The 17992-nt window shown below is 70.4% G+C and carries 19 protein-coding genes; 3 read left to right on the forward strand and 16 right to left on the reverse strand.

The window, feature by feature from the left end:
• Positions 1–46: 46 nt before the first annotated feature.
• From BM204_RS19040 to BM204_RS19055, 4 genes are all read right to left on the reverse strand, one after another.
• The gene (locus BM204_RS19040) at positions 47–1360 is read right to left on the reverse strand and encodes a sensor histidine kinase (protein WP_091116716.1); all 1314 of its coding nucleotides are present in this window, start codon (positions 1358–1360) and stop codon (positions 47–49) included.
• Positions 1357–2040, reverse strand: coding sequence for a response regulator transcription factor (locus BM204_RS19045; protein ID WP_091116718.1), 684 nt, complete (start codon positions 2038–2040; stop codon positions 1357–1359). Before BM204_RS19045 ends, BM204_RS19040 begins: the two co-directional genes overlap by 4 nt.
• Positions 2037–3368, reverse strand: coding sequence for a sensor histidine kinase (locus tag BM204_RS19050; protein ID WP_091116721.1), 1332 nt, complete (start codon positions 3366–3368; stop codon positions 2037–2039). Before BM204_RS19050 ends, BM204_RS19045 begins: the two co-directional genes overlap by 4 nt.
• Before the next feature lie 103 nt (positions 3369–3471).
• A complete protein-coding gene (locus BM204_RS19055) occupies positions 3472–4149 on the reverse strand; it encodes a response regulator transcription factor (protein ID WP_091116723.1) in 678 nt (225 codons plus the stop codon).
• A 199-nt stretch (positions 4150–4348) separates the two neighbouring features.
• Here BM204_RS19055 and BM204_RS19060 point away from each other — a divergent pair, with 199 nt between their 5' ends.
• The 3 genes from BM204_RS19060 to BM204_RS19070 all read left to right on the forward strand — a co-directional run bounded on the left by BM204_RS19060 (position 4349) and on the right by BM204_RS19070 (position 6700).
• On the forward strand, positions 4349–4759 hold the full coding sequence (locus BM204_RS19060) for a hypothetical protein (RefSeq protein WP_091116725.1): 411 nt from the start codon (positions 4349–4351) through the stop codon (positions 4757–4759).
• Positions 4760–5117: 358 nt separating this feature from the next.
• The gene (locus tag BM204_RS19065; RefSeq protein ID WP_246166460.1) at positions 5118–5933 is read left to right on the forward strand and encodes a COG4705 family protein; all 816 of its coding nucleotides are present in this window, start codon (positions 5118–5120) and stop codon (positions 5931–5933) included.
• A 236-nt stretch (positions 5934–6169) separates the two neighbouring features.
• A complete protein-coding gene (locus BM204_RS19070; protein WP_091116730.1) occupies positions 6170–6700 on the forward strand; it encodes a DedA family protein in 531 nt (176 codons plus the stop codon).
• Between the two features lie 348 nt (positions 6701–7048).
• Here the strand turns inward: BM204_RS19070 and BM204_RS19080 are convergent, their stop codons facing one another.
• The 12 genes from BM204_RS19080 to BM204_RS19135 form a co-directional block, all read right to left on the reverse strand.
• The gene (locus BM204_RS19080) at positions 7049–8071 is read right to left on the reverse strand and encodes a cation diffusion facilitator family transporter (RefSeq protein ID WP_091116734.1); all 1023 of its coding nucleotides are present in this window, start codon (positions 8069–8071) and stop codon (positions 7049–7051) included.
• A complete protein-coding gene (locus tag BM204_RS19085; RefSeq protein ID WP_091116736.1) occupies positions 8068–8406 on the reverse strand; it encodes an ArsR/SmtB family transcription factor in 339 nt (112 codons plus the stop codon). Before BM204_RS19085 ends, BM204_RS19080 begins: the two co-directional genes overlap by 4 nt.
• 207 nt (positions 8407–8613) lie before the next feature.
• A complete protein-coding gene (locus BM204_RS19090) occupies positions 8614–9276 on the reverse strand; it encodes a response regulator transcription factor (protein ID WP_218031318.1) in 663 nt (220 codons plus the stop codon).
• 256 nt (positions 9277–9532) lie between these two features.
• Positions 9533–11719, reverse strand: a complete 2187-nt coding sequence (locus BM204_RS19095; RefSeq protein WP_091116741.1) for a copper-transporting P-type ATPase — start codon at positions 11717–11719, stop codon at positions 9533–9535.
• Positions 11720–11744: 25 nt separating this feature from the next.
• Entirely contained in the window at positions 11745–12389 is a 645-nt protein-coding gene (locus tag BM204_RS23460) for a class I SAM-dependent methyltransferase (RefSeq protein ID WP_091116744.1), read from the reverse strand.
• A complete protein-coding gene (locus BM204_RS19105; RefSeq protein ID WP_091116746.1) occupies positions 12386–12700 on the reverse strand; it encodes a hypothetical protein in 315 nt (104 codons plus the stop codon). The genes BM204_RS23460 and BM204_RS19105 overlap by 4 nt, the downstream gene beginning before the upstream one ends.
• Before the next feature lie 46 nt (positions 12701–12746).
• The gene (locus BM204_RS19110; RefSeq protein WP_091116748.1) at positions 12747–12950 is read right to left on the reverse strand and encodes a YgaP family membrane protein; all 204 of its coding nucleotides are present in this window, start codon (positions 12948–12950) and stop codon (positions 12747–12749) included.
• Positions 12947–13114 (reverse strand): DUF8730 family Cys-rich protein, encoded by a 168-nt coding sequence (locus tag BM204_RS23705; protein ID WP_091116751.1) that lies wholly within the window; start codon positions 13112–13114, stop codon positions 12947–12949. The genes BM204_RS19110 and BM204_RS23705 overlap by 4 nt, the downstream gene beginning before the upstream one ends.
• Before the next feature lie 57 nt (positions 13115–13171).
• Positions 13172–15361, reverse strand: coding sequence for an MMPL family transporter (locus tag BM204_RS19120; RefSeq protein ID WP_091116752.1), 2190 nt, complete (start codon positions 15359–15361; stop codon positions 13172–13174).
• Positions 15362–15377: 16 nt separating this feature from the next.
• Positions 15378–16205 (reverse strand): sulfite exporter TauE/SafE family protein, encoded by an 828-nt coding sequence (locus BM204_RS19125; RefSeq protein ID WP_091116755.1) that lies wholly within the window; start codon positions 16203–16205, stop codon positions 15378–15380.
• Positions 16202–17596: an MBL fold metallo-hydrolase gene (locus BM204_RS19130; RefSeq protein ID WP_091116756.1), complete on the reverse strand. Its 1395-nt coding sequence runs from the start codon at positions 17594–17596 to the stop codon at positions 16202–16204. Before BM204_RS19130 ends, BM204_RS19125 begins: the two co-directional genes overlap by 4 nt.
• Positions 17593–17898, reverse strand: coding sequence for a rhodanese-like domain-containing protein (locus BM204_RS19135; RefSeq protein WP_091116759.1), 306 nt, complete (start codon positions 17896–17898; stop codon positions 17593–17595). The genes BM204_RS19130 and BM204_RS19135 overlap by 4 nt, the downstream gene beginning before the upstream one ends.
• Between the last annotated feature and the right edge of the window lie 94 nt (positions 17899–17992).

A 17992-nucleotide genomic window follows, 5' to 3' on the forward strand; every position in this document is an offset into this window, starting at 1 on the left:
GTGTTTCCACGACGCTAGGAGGAGGCGGGCCAGCACCAGGGTGGTGTCAGGCCAGCGGAGGGTAAGAAGTGGCCGCGGCTCGGCGAAGGATGATGTCGATGCGGGTCGTGGGCCCAGCGGTGTTCACGACGAGTCGCCCGCGCATGGCTTTGACGTAGCGGGTGGCAAGCGGCAGCCCATGCCCGTGCGAGGGGTCGGCCGATGGATTGTCAGGGCGCGACCCCTCGGAGGTCCCGGCGGAGAAGGTGGACCCCTCGTCGTGGACTGCCAGGGTCACGTGTGGCCCGGCTGCTGTCACGACCAGACGCACCTCGCCGCTGCCATGGCGCCGAGCGTTGTCGAGCAGGACGTCCAGGACGTGGCGGAGCATCGACTGGTTGGCCCAGGCGGGCGGGAGATGCTCAGGCAGTGTCACTGCGATCGTGCGGCCCTCGGAGTGCAGGCGGGGCGACCAGGTGTCATGCGCCTCTAGGACCACCGAAGCCAGGTCGATCGCGCTGTCGGCCACGTCTGGTGTCCGGGCGATGCTGAGGAGTTCGGTGATGGTTGCTTCGAGTCGGTCGAGGTCGGCCAGGACCTCATGGAGCACGGTGGTGGTGTTGCTGCGGGGGAACTGGATCTCGGTCTCCACGGCTGCCCTGATCCCGGCGACCGGTGTCCTGAGCTGGTGTGAGGAGTCGGCGCTGAAGGAGCGCTCGCGCAAGATGAGGTCTTCCAGGGTCTGCCCTGCGCTCGTCAGCGCGGTGCCGGCCTCGTCGACCTCAGGGATGCGGGTGCGAGGCAGCGAGACGGCGTAGTTGCCGAGCCCCAGATCGACGGCGGCATCGCGCAGTGCCAAGACCGGGCGAGCGAGTCGAGCAGCGAGCAACGCACCGATCACGGCGCCGACGGCCATGACGGCGATGGCGATGGCGACGAGCAGCCCCGTCAAGCGGAAGGCTCGCTGGTCACTGGCGGTGGTTGCCTGCTCGGCGCGGATGATCCCGATGACCTGTTCGTCCGCTGCGACCGGGACAGCGACCACCCGCAGCCCGGGGAGCTCGACATCGATCACCTGGTTGGACAACGCCTGTCTTAGTGCTGGCTCGATGAGGGCAGGTCCGGACCCGGTCACGAGTGCACCGTCGGGACCGTAGAGACCCAGACGGACCTGGTCGGTGGTGTCGGGGAGCTCGACGGGGTCGTCACCGAGCACGAAGTCGGCCGGCACTTCGCGAGCTGCGAGCACCGCTTGGCGCTCGACCCTCAAGGCGGCGTCCTCGCCGACCAGCTGCTGGAGCACGAGTCCGAGGGGGATGGCGAAGAGCACGATCGCGACAGCCGTGACGGACAAGATTGCGGTGAGGATCCGTCGCCTCATGGGTTCTCGAGCCGGTAGCCGACCCCGCGCAGGGTGCTGATCCGGCCGGGAGTTCCCTCGTGGTCGATCTTGCGACGCAGCGCGGCGATGTGGAAGTCGAGGGTCTTGGTGGATCCGAACCAGTGCTCGTCCCAGACGTCGCTCATCAGCGCTTCCCGGGTGACCACCGATCCGGTGTCTGCGAGGAGTCGGGCGAGGAGGTCGAACTCCTTGGCGCGCAGCTCGAGCTCGAGTGTTCCGAGCCACGCGCGACGCGCGTCGGGCTCGATCCGGAGGTCGCCGCTGCTGGTCACCGCAGACGGGCTCCCTTCGTGGCGGCGGAGCTGGGCTCGGATCCTCGCAAGGAGCTCAGCGAGCCGGAAGGGCTTGGTGATGTAGTCGACGGCGCCGGCGTCGAGACCCACGACGACGTCGAGCTCCTCGTCACGTGCGGTGAGCACCACGATGTCGATCGCTGGATGGTGTGCATGGATCTGCCGACACACCTCGAGGCCATCCATGCCGGGAAGGCCTAGGTCGAGGAGGACCAGGTCCGGGGCGTTCGCAGCGCAGGCGCGCACACCTGCTTCACCCGACCTCTCCCACCGCGTGTCGTAGCCGGTGCCTCGCAGAGCCCGCTCGAGAGACGCGCCGATGCGCTCGTCGTCCTCGATCACCAGGACGCGGGAGGAGCCGCTCACGCCAGGTCCTGTCTTTCGCCGTGGTGCGTGAGTGGGATGGTCAGCACGAAGTAGGACCCTCCAGAACGTGCCTGGTCGCAACGCAGTTCGCCTCCGTGGGCGTGTGCGATCTGGCGGGCGATGGGCAGCCCGAGGCCGGTGCCGCCGCTGTCGCGTGCGCGGGAGTGATCGAGGCGGACGAAGCGCTCGAAGACCCGTTCTCGTTCGCCTTCCGGGATGCCGGGGCCGTCGTCGGTGACGCCGATGCGCGCGAGGTTCCCGTGTGTGCTCAACGTGAGCTCCACGCGTGAGACGGCGTGACGCAGGGCGTTGTCGGTGAGGTTGCGCAGCGCGCGGGCGAGGTGGTGCTCGTCGCCCTGGACGCGCACGGGCGGTGCGGTGACGACGACGTGGAGTCCGTCCCTACGACGAAGCCGGGTGGCTTCCGCGTGCACCAGGTCATCGAGGTCGACGTCGGTCAGGTGCAGGGTCAGGCCGTGCTCGTCGGAGCGGGCGAGGAGCAGGAGGTCGGCGACGAGGCGGTCGACGCGGTCGAGCTCGGAGAGCACCTCGTCCGACATCGTGGTCCAGTCGGCCGACTCGGGGTGCAGTGCCTGGATCTCGTGAGCGGCGCGGATGGTCGACAGGGGGCTGCGCAGCTCGTGGGAGGCGTCACCGACGAAGCGTCGCTGGGCGTCCCCGGCGCTCTGCAGCCGGCTGAGCATCGAGTTCATCGTCTCTGCCAGCCGCGCGATCTCGTCGCCGCCGGGCGGGACAGGGACCCGGGCCGACAAGGTGGAGGTGCCGTCGATGGTGGCCACCCGGCGTCGGATTGCCTCCACGGGTGCGAGGGCACGTCCGGTCAGCCAGTACATGGTCAGGGCGACGGCGAGCAGGACCAGTGGGGAGCCGAGCAGGAGCAGGCGCCCCACGATGGACGTCGACTCCTGGACGGTCTCCAGGCTCTGGGCAGCCAGCACGACCATGGGCCCGTCGGCGCTGTCCACCCCTTCGGCCACGACGACGAACCCTTCTCCCTCCCCGATCGGCAGCCGTGCACCGGAGACGGTGATGACCTCGCCGGGTGCTGGCGCGAGGTCGACCACCGGCGGCTCGCCGCTCACCGAGGCGCTTGCCGCCACGACCGTGCCGGTGGCGTCGATGACCTGGACCAGGGCCTGGTCACCTCCGCCCCCGACCAGGTCGACCTGGGTTCCCTCGCGAGACACCTGGGCTGCGACGTCACTGGCCTGTTGTCGTGCGACGTCACGCAGCGAGGACTCGAGCTGGTGGCGCTGCAGGAGGACGAAGGCGAGGGAGGCCGCGGCGAGGACCAGGGCGACGACCACCGTGGCGGCCGCGGAGGTCCGGAGCCTCAGCCCACCGCGCCGTGCGCCCGGGATGAGTCGGGACCGGGCCGATGAGCCTGGCAGTTGACCATGCGGTCCGGGGTCAGCCACCGTTGCGCTCCAGCCGGTAGCCGGCGCCGCGCACGGTCGTGATGGCCGAGCGGTCGAAGGGCTGGTCGATCTTGCGGCGCAGGTAGCCCACGTAGACCTCCACCACGTTGTCGTCCCCGTCGTAGTTGAGGTCCCACACACTCTCGAGGATCTCCGTCTTGGACACCACGTCCCCACGGTGGCGCAGCAGGAAGTGCAGCAGTCCGAACTCGCGAGGAGTAAGCGACACCTCGGTCTCGCCCCGTCGTACGACGCGGGTGCCGGGGTCCAGGGTGAGGTCGCCGGCCTCGAGCTGAGCGGGACGCTCAGGCGCACCACGTCTGACCAGGGCGCGCAGCCGAGCGACCAGCACCACGAAGGAGAACGGCTTGGTGAGGAAGTCATCGGCGCCGAGGTCGAACGCGTCGACCTGGTCGAGGTCGCCGTCCTTGGCGGTGAGCATCAGGATCGGGGTCCAGATCTTCGCCTCCCGCACTCCTCGGCACACGTCGTAGCCATTGAGCCGGGGCAGCATGATGTCCAGGACGATGACGTCGTAGGGCGTCGTCTGCGCCTCCTCCAGGCCGGTCATCCCGTCGTGGGCGACGTCGACGACGAAACCCTCCGCGACGAGGCCGCGGCGGATGGTCTCGGCGAGGCGGACCTCGTCCTCGACCAGCAGTACGCGCATCTGTGCCCCTTTCCGGGCCGTGTGGTGGTCACCATGCTCCTCGCCCTCGGCTGAGAGCACACTGTGAACGGACCCGGTGATGGTCGTGTGTCGCCACCGGCTGTGGGGCCTCTCAGGTGGGCTCAGCGTCCTCACAGCCGCACCTCGGCACTGTGGGTGTTGTCAGTCCGCACGGTGCGGTCGACGAAGGGAGCAGATCATGCGCAACATCCGACGCAACGTGGCCCTCATCGCCTCCACGGCTGTCATCGCCAGCGTGGGTATCGGCGGTGTGATGGCAGCCCAGGCCAGCGACTCCTCCAGCCCTGACCAGTCCACGGGCCAGACCCCCGGCAACGGGGCCGAGCAGGACGAGGCCGAGGGCTCGGAAGGCGCCGAGGAGACCTCGGACGGTCCTGACGAGGGCCCGGACGCGAACCCGAACGAGCCGGGTCACCAGGACGCCGACGAAAGCGGCGAGGCCGACGAGGCCGACGGTGCTGAGGAGGCTGACGGCGTGGAGGAGGCTGACGGCACCGAGGAGACCTCGGACGGTCCCGACCAGGGCCCGGACGCCAACCCGAACGAGCCGGGTCACCAGGACGCCGACGAGAGCGGCGAGAGCAACTAGTCCGTCGGTAACACGGCACCGAACGCCCCCGAAAGGTGCTGTGAGGCCGGTGGGGCCACCGCTGTCGCGGTGGCCCCACCGTGCGGTGTCAAACCGTGTCCGCCCTGGTGCCAGATGCGCGAGGACTGCCTGCGCTACGACGTCAGCGTGGACACGGTCTTCACCTCCGTCCTGACCCTGCCCCGGGCGAGGGTGTTGATGCTCCCGACCTACCTCCGCCCGCGCCCCGAGCGGCCCCTGCTCCTCCGGATCGACATGCCCGTTCCTGGCACGACTCGGCGCAGACGACGCTCGTCTCCCCACCGATCCCACGTCGCGGTCAGGTCGTGTGCAGGTTCGTCACCGCACAGTGACGTTCATGACGACAACTCTCCCGGCCGGCAGCACCGGCCGACGCATGCTGAACAAGGTCCCCGAGGTCACCGTCTTCTTCTGGGTGATCAAGATCCTCTGCACGACCGTGGGCGAGAGCTTCGCCGACTACGTCAACGAGACCCTCGGCTTCGGGCTCACCAACACCACGGTGCTGTTCTCCGCGGGGCTGGTGGTCGTTCTGGTCCTGCAGTTCCGGGCACGCCGCTACATCCCGAGCATCTACTGGCTCGCCGTGGTCCTGATCAGCGTGGTCGGCACGCTGCTCACCGACAACCTGACCGATGCCCGGGGCGTTCCCCTGTGGGCCAGCTCCACGGTGTTCGCCGTGCTGCTCGCCGGCGTCTTCGCGGCCTGGTACGCCCGGGAGCGCACCCTCTCGATCCACTCGATCAACACCACGCCGCGTGAGGCCTGGTACTGGCTGGTCGTCCTGGTCACCTTCGCGCTGGGCACCGCGGTGGGCGACTGGACGCTCGAGCTCACCGGTTGGTCGCCGGGCGCCTCGATCCTGCTGCCGGCGAGCCTGATCCTCGCGGTCCTGGCAGCGTGGCGCTTCGGGATGGGGCCGGTCCTGTCCTTCTGGCTCGCCTACATCCTGACCCGCCCGCTGGGCGCCAACATCGGCGACTTCCTCGCCCTACCCCGCACCGACGGCGGCCTCGGGCTGGGCACGCTGGTGACCAGCGTGGTGTTCCTCGTGACCATCCTCGGCACCGTCGTCTACCTCACACGCTCTCGCGTGGACCGCACCGAGTCCGTCGCTCCCTCCACTGACGGAGCAGCTAGCGCCACCAGCTGAGTCATCACGACGACTGATTGGCTTCGGGCCCCGGGCGAACAGCTGCCCGGGGCCCGAGGGTATTTCGCCCGGGGGCAGTGAGGACGCGTCTTGCTGCTTCGATCGGTCAGGTGCCCGGCAGGTGAGCGCTCCTACGGTCACACCATGATCGCCCTCCTGACTCCACTGCTCTATGCCTTGGGCCCGGCGGCCCGGCGGCCCGGCGGCCCGGCGGCCCGGCGGCCCTGCTGCTCGCCATGGCCATCGTCTTCGCCGAGACCGGCCTGCTCCTCGGCTTCTTCCTCCCCGGCGACTCGCTGCTGTTCACGGTCGGCATCCTGGTCGCGACCGGGGTAGTGCACCTGCCGTTGCCGTTGCCGTTGCCGCTGGTGGCCGCGTGCCTCTTCGCCGCTGCGGCGGCCGGGGATCAGGTGGGCTACCTGCTGGGTCGCCGGTTCGGACCGCGGCTCTTCGATCGTGCCGACTCCCGGCTGTTCTCGCGCTCGCACGCTGAGCGGGCCGAGGCCTTCTTCGCCAAGCACGGCCCGAAGGCCGTGATCCTGGCCCGCTTCCTGCCGGTGGTGAGAACGTTCACGCCGGTCGTCGCCGGCGTGGCGCGCATGCCACGAGGCAGCTTCTCGCTCTTCAACCTCGCGGGAGCGGCCATGTGGGCCGTCTCGCTCATCCCGGCAGCCGGGGCCCTGGTGCGCCACCGACAGGGCGCGATCCGGGCTCCTGGTCAGTCGACCTCCGCGGCATCTGACGAGCACGTCGAGGTGCTGCGATGAACCTGTGCGGAGCGCCGGGCCGTCCACCACCCCCGCGCGTCCGAGCGCCGTCCGCAGCACGGTCGATGACGTCGTCGGTGTCGATCACGTCGACAACCCAGCCGAGGTCCGAGTCCTCCTGCACTCCCTGGGCCTGCCCGTCGCCATGTCCCCAGGACTCGCAGCGTGGAAGCCTGCCACCGCCTCGGCCATCGACGGCCCCGTCGGGAGGGACCTGCAGCACTTCACGGATCTGGATCGCACGAAGGCCACGACCGTCCTGGGAGGCCACCAGGTCCGGGGACGCGTCGTCCGTGACCGGCCCCTATCGCTAGCTGCCCTTCCGCCACCGCCCCGACCATGACCAGATCACAATTTCGGGTCGATGGTCGGGTCGATGGTCGGGTCGATGGTCGGGCCGACGTGGACCGTGACCGCGTCCATCTTGGCCACGGCCGCCAGCACGGCGCCTTCGGCGGCATGCGCCAACTGGTGGGCGTCCGAGAGGTCCAGGGACGGGTCGGCGAGGATGCTGGCCTCACCTCGCAGACGGTGGCCCACCCAGCGCACCCTCAGGTCGATCACGCCACGGACTCCCGGGACGTCGACCAGGGCAGCATGGGCCGCGGCCGTCAGGTGAGGGTCCACGGCATCCATGAGCCTGCGGTAGACATCACGTGCGGCACTCCGCAGGACCACCAGGATCGCCACCGTGATGAGGATCCCGACGATCGGGTCGGCCAGTGGCATCCCGAGCAGGCTCCCGACGGCACCTGCCACCACGGCCAACGAGGTGAACCCGTCGGTGCGTGCGTGGTGTCCGTCAGCCACCAGGGCGGCCGAGCCGATGCGCCGCCCCACACGCATCCGGTAGCCGGCGACCACCTCGTTGCCGGCAAAGCCCACCACTCCTGCGGCCGCGACCAGCCACGGATGGTCAAGGGGCTGCGGATCGAGGAGCCGTCGGGTCGATTCGTAGCCGGCCACGAGGGCGGACAGGGCGATCATCAACACGATGAAGACGCCTGCCAGGTCCTCGGCGCGCCCATAACCGTAGGTGTAGGCCCGTGTGGCGGGTCGCCGACCGACCACGAAGGCCACCCACAGCGGCAGAGCCGTGAAGGCGTCGGAGAAGTTGTGGATGGTGTCGGCCAGCAGGGCGACCGAGCCGGTCAGCGCGAAGACCAGCGCCTGACCCAACGCCGTGACCAGCAGCACCACGAGGCTGATCTTGACTGCTCGGATGCCTTGCGTGCTCGCCGTCAACGCGTCATCGATCGAGTCCGCGTGATCGTGCGAGTGACCACCCACCAGAGCGCGGGCCTTGGCCAGCACGCTCCTCGACCCGTGGTCGTGGCCGTGTCCGTGGCCGTGCTCGTGCTGGTTCGTCATGACACCCCGTCCGGGCGTTGGTGGTGCGCGGGCACACCGTTGCCGAGGTGCTCGGCGTGATGCAACGCGTCGGTGACGAGCTGTCGCGCATGGTCGTTGGCCAGCTGGTAATAGATCGTCGTGCCCTCGCGACGCGTCGTCACCAGGCGCGCGAGCCGCAGCTTGGCCAGGTGCTGGCTCGTCGCCGCCTGCGGCTTGCCCACGGCGAGCGCGAGGTCGTGGACCGACACCTCGCCCTCGACCATGCGCCACAGCAGACGCACGCGGGTGCCGTCCGACAGCATCCGAAAGACCTCGACCGCGACGTCGACGGACTCCGTATCCGGATCGCTCATCTCCACCTCCCATTTATATGCGCATATAAGCATACGTGACGCTTGGGTCGCGGACCGAATCGGTCGGCACGGGTCAGGCCAGGAGAGCGTCGGCGAGGATCAGCTGGAGCACGATGGTGAGGATGGTCATCGCGAGGGCCGTCACGCAGGCGGTCAGGATGACGATCTGTCTGCGAAACGAACTGGGCACGCTCGTGCGGGACAGCCTCACGTCAGACGAAACCCGACACCGCGCACGGTCTCGATCGTGACGGGGGAGCCGATGGAGTCGAGCTTGGTGCGGATGCGACGCACGAAGGAGTCGATGGTGTTCTCGGCGACGACGGCGCCGTCGGGCCAGGCGGCGGCGACCACGGTGCGTCGTCGTACGACATCTCCGGGGCGGGAGGTGATGGCCGCGAGCATCCTGTACTCGGTGGGGGTGAGCAGCACCTCGCCCTGGGCGGACCTGACCCCGTGCCGGGCTGGGTCGAGCACAAGCCCGGAGGCGTCGTGAGCTCCCGCTGGCCGTCCCCGCTTCGCGAGGGCCTCGACCCTGGCGATCAGCTCCTTGACGTCGAACGGCTTGGGCAGGTAGTCGTCACCGCCGGCGCTGAAGCCGGAGAGCTTGTCCTGGACGGTCCCCAGTGCTGTGAGGAAAAGGACGGGTGCTGATTGTCCGGCCGAGCGCAGGGCCTGGGTGACGTCGCGGCCGTCGGAGTCAGGAAGCCCGATGTCCATGATGAGCACGTCGACGGCACTGTCGGCGCCGAAGCGTCGCAGCGCCTCACCTCCGTCGTACGCCGTCAGGACCTCGTGCCCGGCGAACCCCATCGCCTGAGAGACCAGACGGCGGATCGACGGGTCGTCCTCACAGATCCCGATCAACATCGTCTTCATCCTCTCGCCGCGAGTCTCTCAGCATGGCGTCCCATCGGGCTTGTCGAGCGCATGGACAACGGTCCCCCCAGGCACCTGCAAATGGCCTGACCGGCTGACGCGCTCCCGCGCCGTCGGCGGGAGCACCGTCAGGGGTCGGGCCCCTCCGAACAGCCCGGAAGATGGGGCGCGCCAGGTGCGCCCCATGCTCCGCTCTGACGCCCACCTTGAACACCAGGGCCGACCGCACCGATCAGGAGGTTCCCTCCTAGAGCCTGACCGAGCGCAACCGGAGCGCGTTGGTGATGACGCTGACCGAGGAGAGCGCCATGGCGGCCGCGGCGATGATCGGGGAGAGCAGCAGCCCGAACGTGGGGTAGAGGACACCGGCGGCGACGGGGATGCCGGCGACGTTGTAGATGAAGGCGAAGACGAGGTTCTGGCGGATGTTGGACATGGTGGCCTGGGAGAGGCGGCGGGCGTTGACGATGCCGGTGAGGTCCCCGCGGAGCAGGGTCACGCCGGCGCTCTCCATCGCTACGTCGGTGCCGGAGCTCATCGCGAGGCCGACGTCTGCGGCGGCGAGAGCGGGGGCGTCGTTGACGCCGTCGCCGGCCATCGCGACGACGCGTCCCTCGGCCCTGAGCTGGGTGACGATGTCGCTCTTGTGATCGGGCAGGACCTCGGCCTCGACCCGGTCGATGTGCAGCATCCGGGCTACGGCGGTGGCGGTGACCCGGTTGTCGCCGGTGAGCATGACGACCTCGATGCCCTCGGCACGCAGGGCCTCGAGTGCTGCGGGAGTGGTCTCCTTGACGGGGTCGGCGATCGCGAAGATGCCCGCGACCCGGTCGTCGACGCCGATGAAGATCGCGGTGGCGCCATCGGCTCGCAGCTCATCGGCACGGTCGGTGAGGGCGGTGGTGTCCAGGTCGTGGGAGAGCAGGAAGGTGGCGCTGCCCAGCAGGACGCGGTGTCCTTCGACGACGCCCACGACGCCCTTGCCCACGGGTGAGTCGAAGTCGCTCACCGAGGGGATGCTCATCCCTTGCGCCTCGGCGGCGTGGACGACGGCCTGGGCGAGGGGGTGCTCGGATGCCCGCTCGACACCGGCGGCGAGACGCAGGAGCTCGTCACGCTCGAAGCCGTCGAGCGCGACGACCTGCGTGACCGAGGGGCGTCCCTCGGTCAGGGTGCCGGTCTTGTCGACCACGAGAGTGTCGACCTTCTCCATCAGCTCGAGCGCCTCGGCGTTCTTGATGAGGACACCGAGCCCGGCTCCGCGACCGACACCGACCATGATCGAGACCGGTGTGGCGAGCCCCAGCGCGCACGGGCAGGCGATGATCAGGACGGCGACCGCCACGATCAGGGCGTGCGCGAGCCGCGGCTCGGGACCCACGATGCCCCAGACGATCGCGGCGATCACGGCGACTCCGAGCACGACGGGCACGAACCAGCCCGAGACACGGTCGGCCATCCGCTGGATCGGCGCGCGTGAGCGCTGGGCATCGGCGACCATCTGCACGATCCGCGCGAGCATGGTGTCGCGGCCGACCTTCTCGGCCCGCACGACCAAGGACCCGGTCTGGTTGAGCGTCCCGCCGATGACCGCATCGCCCGCGCTCTTGGAGACCGGCATCGACTCCCCGGTGACGAGGGACTCATCCAGGGAGGAGCGGCCGTCCTCGACGACCCCGTCGACCGGGACCTTCTCACCGGGACGCACCCGCAGCCGGTCGCCGATCTGGACCAGGTCGAGGGTGACCTCCTCCTCGGAGTCGTCGGTGCCGATCCGACGCGCGGTCTTGGGGGTGAGGTCGAGCAGCGCCCTGATCGCCCCCGAGGTCTGCTCCCGGGCACGCAGCTCGAGGACCTGCCCCAGCAGGACCAGCACCGTGATGACCGCGGCCGCCTCGAAGTAGACGTCGACCGTCCCGCCCATGTCGCGGAAGGAGTCCGGGAAGATCCCCGGCGCCAGGGTCGCCACGACGGAGAACACCCAGGCCACGCCGGTGCCCATCGCGATCAGGGTGAACATGTTGAGCTGCATCGTGCGCACCGAGGTCCACCCGCGGGTGAAGAACGGCCACCCGGCCCACAGCACCACCGGGGTGGCGAGCACGAGCTGGATCCAGGTCGCGGTCCTCGCGGACACGAACTCGAACGCCGACGGCACGAAGTGCATCCCCATCTCCAGGATCACCACCGGTACGGCGAGCAGCAGGCCGATCCAGAAACGACGCGTCATGTCGACCAGCTCGGCGCTCGGGCCGGTGTCCGCGGTGACGGTCAGGGGCTCGAGCGCCATCCCGCAGATCGGGCACGCCCCCGGGCCGGGCTGGCGGATCTCGGGGTGCATCGGACACGTGTATTCGACCGCCGCGCCTCCGTCGACACCGGCGGTGGGCCCGGTAGTGGCGGCCGGGTGCGAGGTGTGGTGATGACTGCTCATGGACCCAACATACCCCCATGGGGTATTAGGTCAAGGGGCGAAGGTCCTCGGACCCCCAGGTCCCGCTGCGTCGCATCACGGCCCAGGTGAACTGCTGGTCGGCGCCACCCGGGGTGTGGTGGACGCGCACCTCGTCGTGGGTCACCGCGAAAACCGGCGCGAAGAGCGCGCCCAGCTCGGCAGCGGAGTGACGTGCGGTCGGCAGTCCCGAGCAGGCCGTGGGGCCGTCGGGGCCGAAGGTGGCCAGGACCAGGAGACCGCCGGGGCGGACGGCGCGCGCGGCCAGGTCGACGTACGCCGCCTGGTCGGTCGGGTCGGTGAGGAAGTGGAAGACGGCGCGGTCGTGCCAGGCGTCCCGCTGCCGCTCCGGCGCCCACATCAGGAGGTCGCTGACGACGTAGCCCACCCGCGACTCCGAGGACCCGAGCCGCTCACGGGTGACGGCCAGGGCCTCGTGGGAGATGTCGAGCAGGGTGACGTCGCTGCGGCCGTCGGCGAGCAGCTCGTCGGCGAGCGTGCCGGCCCCGGCGCCGATGTCGACCACCGAGCCCGGCTGCTCTCGCAGCAGCGAGACCGAGAGGTCGTGGCTCGCCTCGAACCACGAGACCTCGTCGGTGGCCCGGGTCGCGAAGACGGTGTCCCAGTGCTGGGTCCGGTCGGTGTGGCTCATGCGCACCCTCCTCGGCTGACGAGGGCGGCCCGCAGGTCGGTCCCCGACGGCAGTCCGGACCAGCCGTCGCCCGTGCGGTAGACCCGGCACGCGACACCGGCTGGCGCTCCCGGCTGGGCGAAGGGGTCTTCGCCGTCGACGAGGAACGTCGGTGACCCGACGAAGCCCCGGGCCTCTGCCTCGGCCTGGGTCGTGATGACCGTGGTCGTCAGCTCGTCGGTGAGCCCCAGGTCGGCGAGCGTCGTCAGCGCCAGCTCACGCGCGGGCCCCTCGTGGGGACAGTCGGGTATGACGAGCAGCTCGAGCTTCATCGCCCCAGCATGCCGGGAGCGTCGCCACCCCTGCGATCCCGGTGGCTCATCGGAAGGCGCACCCGCTGCTGACGCCGAGCCGGCGGAAGACGAGCGCCGCGGGGCAGAAGCCGGTGATGCTCGACTGCACCAGGTTGAGCCCGACGAAGGTGGTCAGCAGCAGCCACCACGGCGAGACCAGGCTGGCCAGCAGGGCGCTGAGCAGGATCATGGTGCCGGCGAGGAGGAGGACGGCGCGGTCGAGGTTCACGACGACCGCCCGAAGATCCGGCTCAACAGGCCCGACCCAACCTCCCGCGGGTGGCCTGCGCAGCGGTCGGCTCGCGGGACACCGGCCAGGACCTGGTCGACATGCTGGCCGCAGCCGGACCAGGTGGTCTTGTCGCACTTCTTGCAGGTGACTGCTCGACACATGGTGGTGCTCCGATCTGTTGGGTGGAGGGGTGATGACGGGGGAGTGGTGAGGGCAGGTCAGCCGTGGGAGAACGTGATGGTGGGCAGGACCTTGCGCAGCCAGGCGGGGGACCACCAGGCGGCCTTGCCGGTCAGGCGCAGCATGACCGGCAGCAGCACCAGCCGGACCAGGAACGCGTCGAGCAGGACGGCGACGCCGAGCACGATGCCCATCTCCTTGGGCGGCAGCGGGCCTGAGAGCGCGAAGGTGAAGAACACCGCGACCATGACCGCTCCGGCGGCGAAGATCACCCGACCGGAGTGGGCCAGCGAGCCGACCATCGCGTCCTTGGGATCACCCGAGTGCTCGTAGTGCTCCTTGGCCGAGGCCAGCAGGAACACCGTGTAGTCCATGGCGATCGCGAAGATCATCGCGAAGAAGAACACCGGCGCCCACGCGTCCAGGAACCCCTGGCTCTCGAAGCCGAAGAAGTCGGCACCGATCCCCTCCTGGAAGACCAGGCGGGCCACGCCGAAGGCGGCGGCCGTCGAGAGCAGGCTGGCCAACGTGCCGAGCAGCGAGATCAGCGGCGCCTGGAGCGCGATGAGCAGCAGCAGGAAGCCGAGCACCAGCACGACCCCGATCACCAACGGCGTGGAGTCGTCGAGCTGGGTCTTGAGGTCGAGGTTCTCCACGGCTGCGCCTCCGACGAGCGCGCTCGAGGGGAGGTCGGTGCGGAGCCGGTCGACGGTGTCGCCGAGGGTGGGGTCGGACGGGTCGACGGTCGGGACGGCCTGGATCAGGACCAGGCCGCTGTCGTCGGCCGCAGGCATGGCGGGCATGGCGCCGGCGATGCCGGCATCGGAGGAGAGTACGGCGGTCGCGGCGTCGGCGTCGGAGGCCTTCATCACGATCTGCAGCGTGCCGGGTGCCCCCTCGCCGAAGGATTCCTGGACGAGGTCGTAGCCGATGCGGGCGCTGGCGTCCTCGGGCAGGACCTTGATCGAGGGCATCGCGGTCTTGAGGCCGATGATCGGCGCGGCCAGCGCCAGCAGCACGATGAGCGCGCCCAGGCCCCAGACGACGGGGCGCTTCCAGAGCCGCTCGCCCCAGGCGGCGAACTTCGCGGAGCGGTGCTCGCCGGTCTTGACCCAGGGCAGCGAGAGCTTGTTGATCTTGTGGTCGAGCTTGAACAGCACGAGGGGCAGCAGGGTGAGCGTCGCGGCCAGGACGAAGACCACCGAGAGCATGATCCCGCCGGCCATCGAGCGGAAGGAGGGCGAGGGCACGAGCATGACGGCCGACAGCGAGATCAGCACGGTGGCACCGGAGAGCAGCACGGCCTTGCCGGCGGTGTCCATGGTCTCGGCGACGGCCTGGCGCGCGGAGTTGCCGGCCCCCATGCGGGAGGCGCGGTAACGGACGACGAGGAACAGCGCGTAGTCGATGCCGAGCGCGAGGGCGAACATCATGGCGAAGTTCATCGCCCAGATCGAGACCGGGACGAGCTCGTTGATGAGCACCAGGGAGCCGGCCGAGGCGACGAGCCCGGCGAGGGTCAGGATCAGTGGGAGTCCGGCGGCGACGAGGGCGCCGAAGGCGAGCACCAGGATCGCCATGGTGACGGGCCAGGAGACCAGCTCGGACTTCAGCATGGCCTCGAGGTTGGCCTCGTTGAAGTCCGACCAGAGCAGCGAGGAGCCGGTCGGGTTGACCTGGATGCCCTCGACCGACAGGTCCTGGAGGTCGCCCTTGAGGTCGGTGGCGACGCGGACCATCTCGTTGGTGTCGGCACCGGCGCCGGCGAGGATGATCGCGGTGGTGCCGTCCTGGCTCACGGTGGCGCCGGGCATCGGCTGGATCACCTCCGCGATGCGGGGCTCGGCCTCGAGCATCCGGGTGACCTGGGCCAGGACCTCGGCGCCGGGACCCTCGGTCACCGGTCCGTCGGTGGAGTGCACGACGACCTGGATGGCCGAGGAGGCGTTGCCGCCGAAGCTCTCCTGGGCCAGCTCGCGCGCGGCGACGGACTCGGAGCCGTCGGCCTGCCAGCCGGCGCCGGAGAGGTTCTGCTCGACCTGGGGGGCGAAGGCGCCCAGGCCGACGATCAGCAGGACCCAGATGCCGGTGACGAGCTTGGCGTGGTTGGTCACCCAGACGCCGAGGCGACCGAGCGGGCCGGGGGTGAAGCCCGGCGTGAAGTCCGGCGCGGAGTCCGGGTCGGAGCCGGTCGGTCCGCTGGCGCGGCTGGCGGTGGTGGTGCTCATGGGGGTGTCCGTTCTTTCAGAGGAGGGCGGGCAGGGCCTGGGTGGCGGTGTAGCCGGCGACGGTGAGGACCAGGACGGTGAACGCCCCGGAGAGGCGCCGGGTGTCGACGCGGTCGGCGAGGCGGGTGCCGGCGACGGCAGCGAGCGCCGAGACCAGGGTGAGGACGAGCACGACGCCCCAGTCGGGTGCCGAGCCGACCCCGGCGCGCGTCGCGAGGGCGGCCGCGCTGGTGATGGTGATGACCACCAGCGACGTGCCGGCGGCGTACGGCAGGGGGAGGGCGAGGGCGATGAGGAGCGCGGGCACGACGAGGAATCCGCCGCCGACGCCCAGGAAGCCGGTGAGCAGGCCGACCACCGTGGCGGTGACCAGCACCTTGAGCGCTCGGGGACAGGCACAGGCGAAGGTCGGGCTGAAGGTGATGATCGGGTCGTCCAGGGACGGGCGGGCGGCGTGCGACGGTCCGGCGGCGGCGTCGCCCAGGCGCAGCAGCCGCCAGGCCATCAGGGCGCCCACGAGCAGCATCAGTGCGGCGAACGCGACGAGCAGGACGTCCCCGTCGACGTGGGCAGACGCCTTGGCGCCGAGCACCGCGCCGCCGATCGCGACGATCCCGAAGGTGGCGCCGCGCGCGAGCAGCACGTTGCCGGCCCGGTGGGCGGCGATCGCGCCGATCAGTGCGGTCGTGCCGACGACGACCAGCGACCCGGTCGTCGCCTGGGCCGGGGACTGGTCCAGCAGGTAGACCAGCACCGGGACCGCCAGGATCGAGCCGCCGCCACCGAGCGCACCCAGGCTGAGCCCGATGAGCGCGCCGGCGACGACCGCGAGGACGAGGGTCACGCCGCCGGCCCCACCAGGTGCAGGCCCACGGCCTCGGCGTTGTCGAAGGTGTCGTCGATCGCGACCAGGGAGCGGCCTTGCGCGTCGAGCATCGAGGCGGCGACCGACGCGCGGTAGCCGCCGGCGCAGTGGACCCAGACCTCACCGGACGGCACTTCCTCGACCCGGCTCCACAGCTCGTGGAGCGGGATGTTGACGGCGCCCTGGATCGCGGCGTCCGCGTGCTCCTCGGTGCGGCGGACGTCGAGGACGACGACCTCGCGGTGGTGGCGGACCTGGGCCAGGTCGGCGAACTTCGCGGTGGCGAAGCTCGCCAGGGCGCCGGTCGCCCAGTCGGCCTGCGAGCCCGTGGCGTGGGCGGCCGGCCGGTCGATGCCGATGCGGACCAGCTCACGCTGCGCCTCGGCGACCTGCGCGGCGGTCTCGCCGAGCAGGGTGATCGGGGTGCCCCAGGGGACCAGCCAGCCGAGGTACGTCGCGAACCCGCCGTCGAGCCCGAAGTTGAGGGTGCCGCGGGCGTGACCGGCCGCGAAGGCGGTGCGGTTGCGCAGGTCGACGACCCACTCGCCGGCCTCGATGCGCCGGCGCAGCTCGTCGGCGTCGGCGAGCGCCGGGGCGCTCAGGTCGGGCGCGGCCGGACCGGCGGCGTTGGCCGGAGCCATGTGCGCGTAGTAGGCCGGCCAGGCGCCCAGCCCCGCGAGCAGCTCGCGGACGTAGGTCTCCTCGTCCTGGGTCAGGGCCGGGTTGCTGTCCTTCTCGAGACCGATCGTCGAGGACGTCGCCTCGGACTGGGTGGCCGAGCAGAACGAGCCGAAGCCGTGCGTCGGGAAGACCTCGGCCTCGTCGGGCAGGAGATCGGCCAGCCGGTGCGCCGAGGCGTGCTGGTGACGGACCAGGGCCTGGGTGTGGTCGGGGCCGAGCAGGTCGGGACGGCCGGTGGCGCCGAAGAGCAGGGAGCCGCCGGAGAAGACGCCGACGTCGGTGCCGGTTGCGCTGTCGCGCAATGCGTAGGAGAGGTGGGTGAAGGTGTGGCCGGGCGTCGCGAGCACGGTGACCCGCATCCGCGCGCCGATCTCGAGGACGTCGCCGTCGGTGGCGGGAGTGCGGTCGAAGGAGACGTCGTCGGCGCCGTTGACGACGTACGTCGCGTCGGTGGCGGCCGCCAGCGCGAACCCGCCGGTCACGTAGTCGTTGTGGATGTGGGTCTCGAGCACGTGGGTGAGCCGGACCCCGTGCTCGTCGAGGAGCGCCAGCACGCGGTCGATGTCGCGCTGCGGGTCGACGACGAAGGCGACCTCGCCGTCGTGCACGAGGTAGCTGCGGTCACCCAGGGTCGGGGTCTCGATCGGCAGGATCGTCAAGTCGCTGAGGCCGCTCACGGGCGCGCTCATCGGGTCGAAACCTGTCGTCCGGAGCGGATCCAGGCGCCCGTGCCGCCGAGCACGTTGACGGCGTCGAAGCCCTGGGCGACGAGGACGTCGGTCATCGCGGCGCTGCGGTTGCCGGAGGCACAAATGAGGTGGACCGGGGCGGTGCGGTCGAGCTCGCCGATCCGGTTGGTCAGGTGACCCATGGGGATGTTGACGGCGCCAGGGACGTGGCCTGCGGCGAATTCGGCGGTCTCGCGCACGTCGATCAGCGTGCCTCCGCCCTCGAGGGCGATGGCGGTCTGTTCGATGTCGATCTCTCGCATGTCGTCGTTCCTTCCTGGCTTCTCGGCCCGGTGGACTGATCGGGAGGAACCCCCGGGAGGGTTACGTCGTCGACGTTAGCAGAACCCCCAGGGG

The sequence above is a fragment of the Nocardioides psychrotolerans genome (assembly GCF_900113685.1).
GTDB classification, from domain to species: Bacteria; Actinomycetota; Actinomycetes; order Propionibacteriales; family Nocardioidaceae; genus Nocardioides; species Nocardioides psychrotolerans.

Bases quoted from the DNA above. Each gene is read 5' to 3' on its own strand.
- BM204_RS19070 (WP_091116730.1), top strand. From the start codon at position 6,170: ATGGCCATCGTCTTCGCCGAGACCGGCCTGCTCCTCGGCTTCTTCCTC.
- BM204_RS19135 (WP_091116759.1), bottom strand. From the start codon at position 17,898: ATGCGAGAGATCGACATCGAACAGACCGCCATCGCCCTCGAGGGCGGA.
- BM204_RS19060 (WP_091116725.1), top strand. From the start codon at position 4,349: ATGCGCAACATCCGACGCAACGTGGCCCTCATCGCCTCCACGGCTGTC.
- BM204_RS19080 (WP_091116734.1), bottom strand. From the start codon at position 8,071: ATGACGAACCAGCACGAGCACGGCCACGGACACGGCCACGACCACGGG.
- BM204_RS19090 (WP_218031318.1), bottom strand. From the start codon at position 9,276: ATGTTGATCGGGATCTGTGAGGACGACCCGTCGATCCGCCGTCTGGTC.
- BM204_RS19065 (WP_246166460.1), top strand. From the start codon at position 5,118: ATGACGACAACTCTCCCGGCCGGCAGCACCGGCCGACGCATGCTGAAC.
- BM204_RS19055 (WP_091116723.1), bottom strand. From the start codon at position 4,149: ATGCGCGTACTGCTGGTCGAGGACGAGGTCCGCCTCGCCGAGACCATC.
- BM204_RS23705 (WP_091116751.1), bottom strand. From the start codon at position 13,114: ATGTGTCGAGCAGTCACCTGCAAGAAGTGCGACAAGACCACCTGGTCC.
- BM204_RS19085 (WP_091116736.1), bottom strand. From the start codon at position 8,406: ATGAGCGATCCGGATACGGAGTCCGTCGACGTCGCGGTCGAGGTCTTT.
- BM204_RS23460 (WP_091116744.1), bottom strand. From the start codon at position 12,389: ATGAGCCACACCGACCGGACCCAGCACTGGGACACCGTCTTCGCGACC.
- BM204_RS19130 (WP_091116756.1), bottom strand. From the start codon at position 17,596: ATGAGCGCGCCCGTGAGCGGCCTCAGCGACTTGACGATCCTGCCGATC.
- BM204_RS19120 (WP_091116752.1), bottom strand. From the start codon at position 15,361: ATGAGCACCACCACCGCCAGCCGCGCCAGCGGACCGACCGGCTCCGAC.
- BM204_RS19040 (WP_091116716.1), bottom strand. From the start codon at position 1,360: ATGAGGCGACGGATCCTCACCGCAATCTTGTCCGTCACGGCTGTCGCG.
- BM204_RS19095 (WP_091116741.1), bottom strand. From the start codon at position 11,719: ATGAGCAGTCATCACCACACCTCGCACCCGGCCGCCACTACCGGGCCC.
- BM204_RS19105 (WP_091116746.1), bottom strand. From the start codon at position 12,700: ATGAAGCTCGAGCTGCTCGTCATACCCGACTGTCCCCACGAGGGGCCC.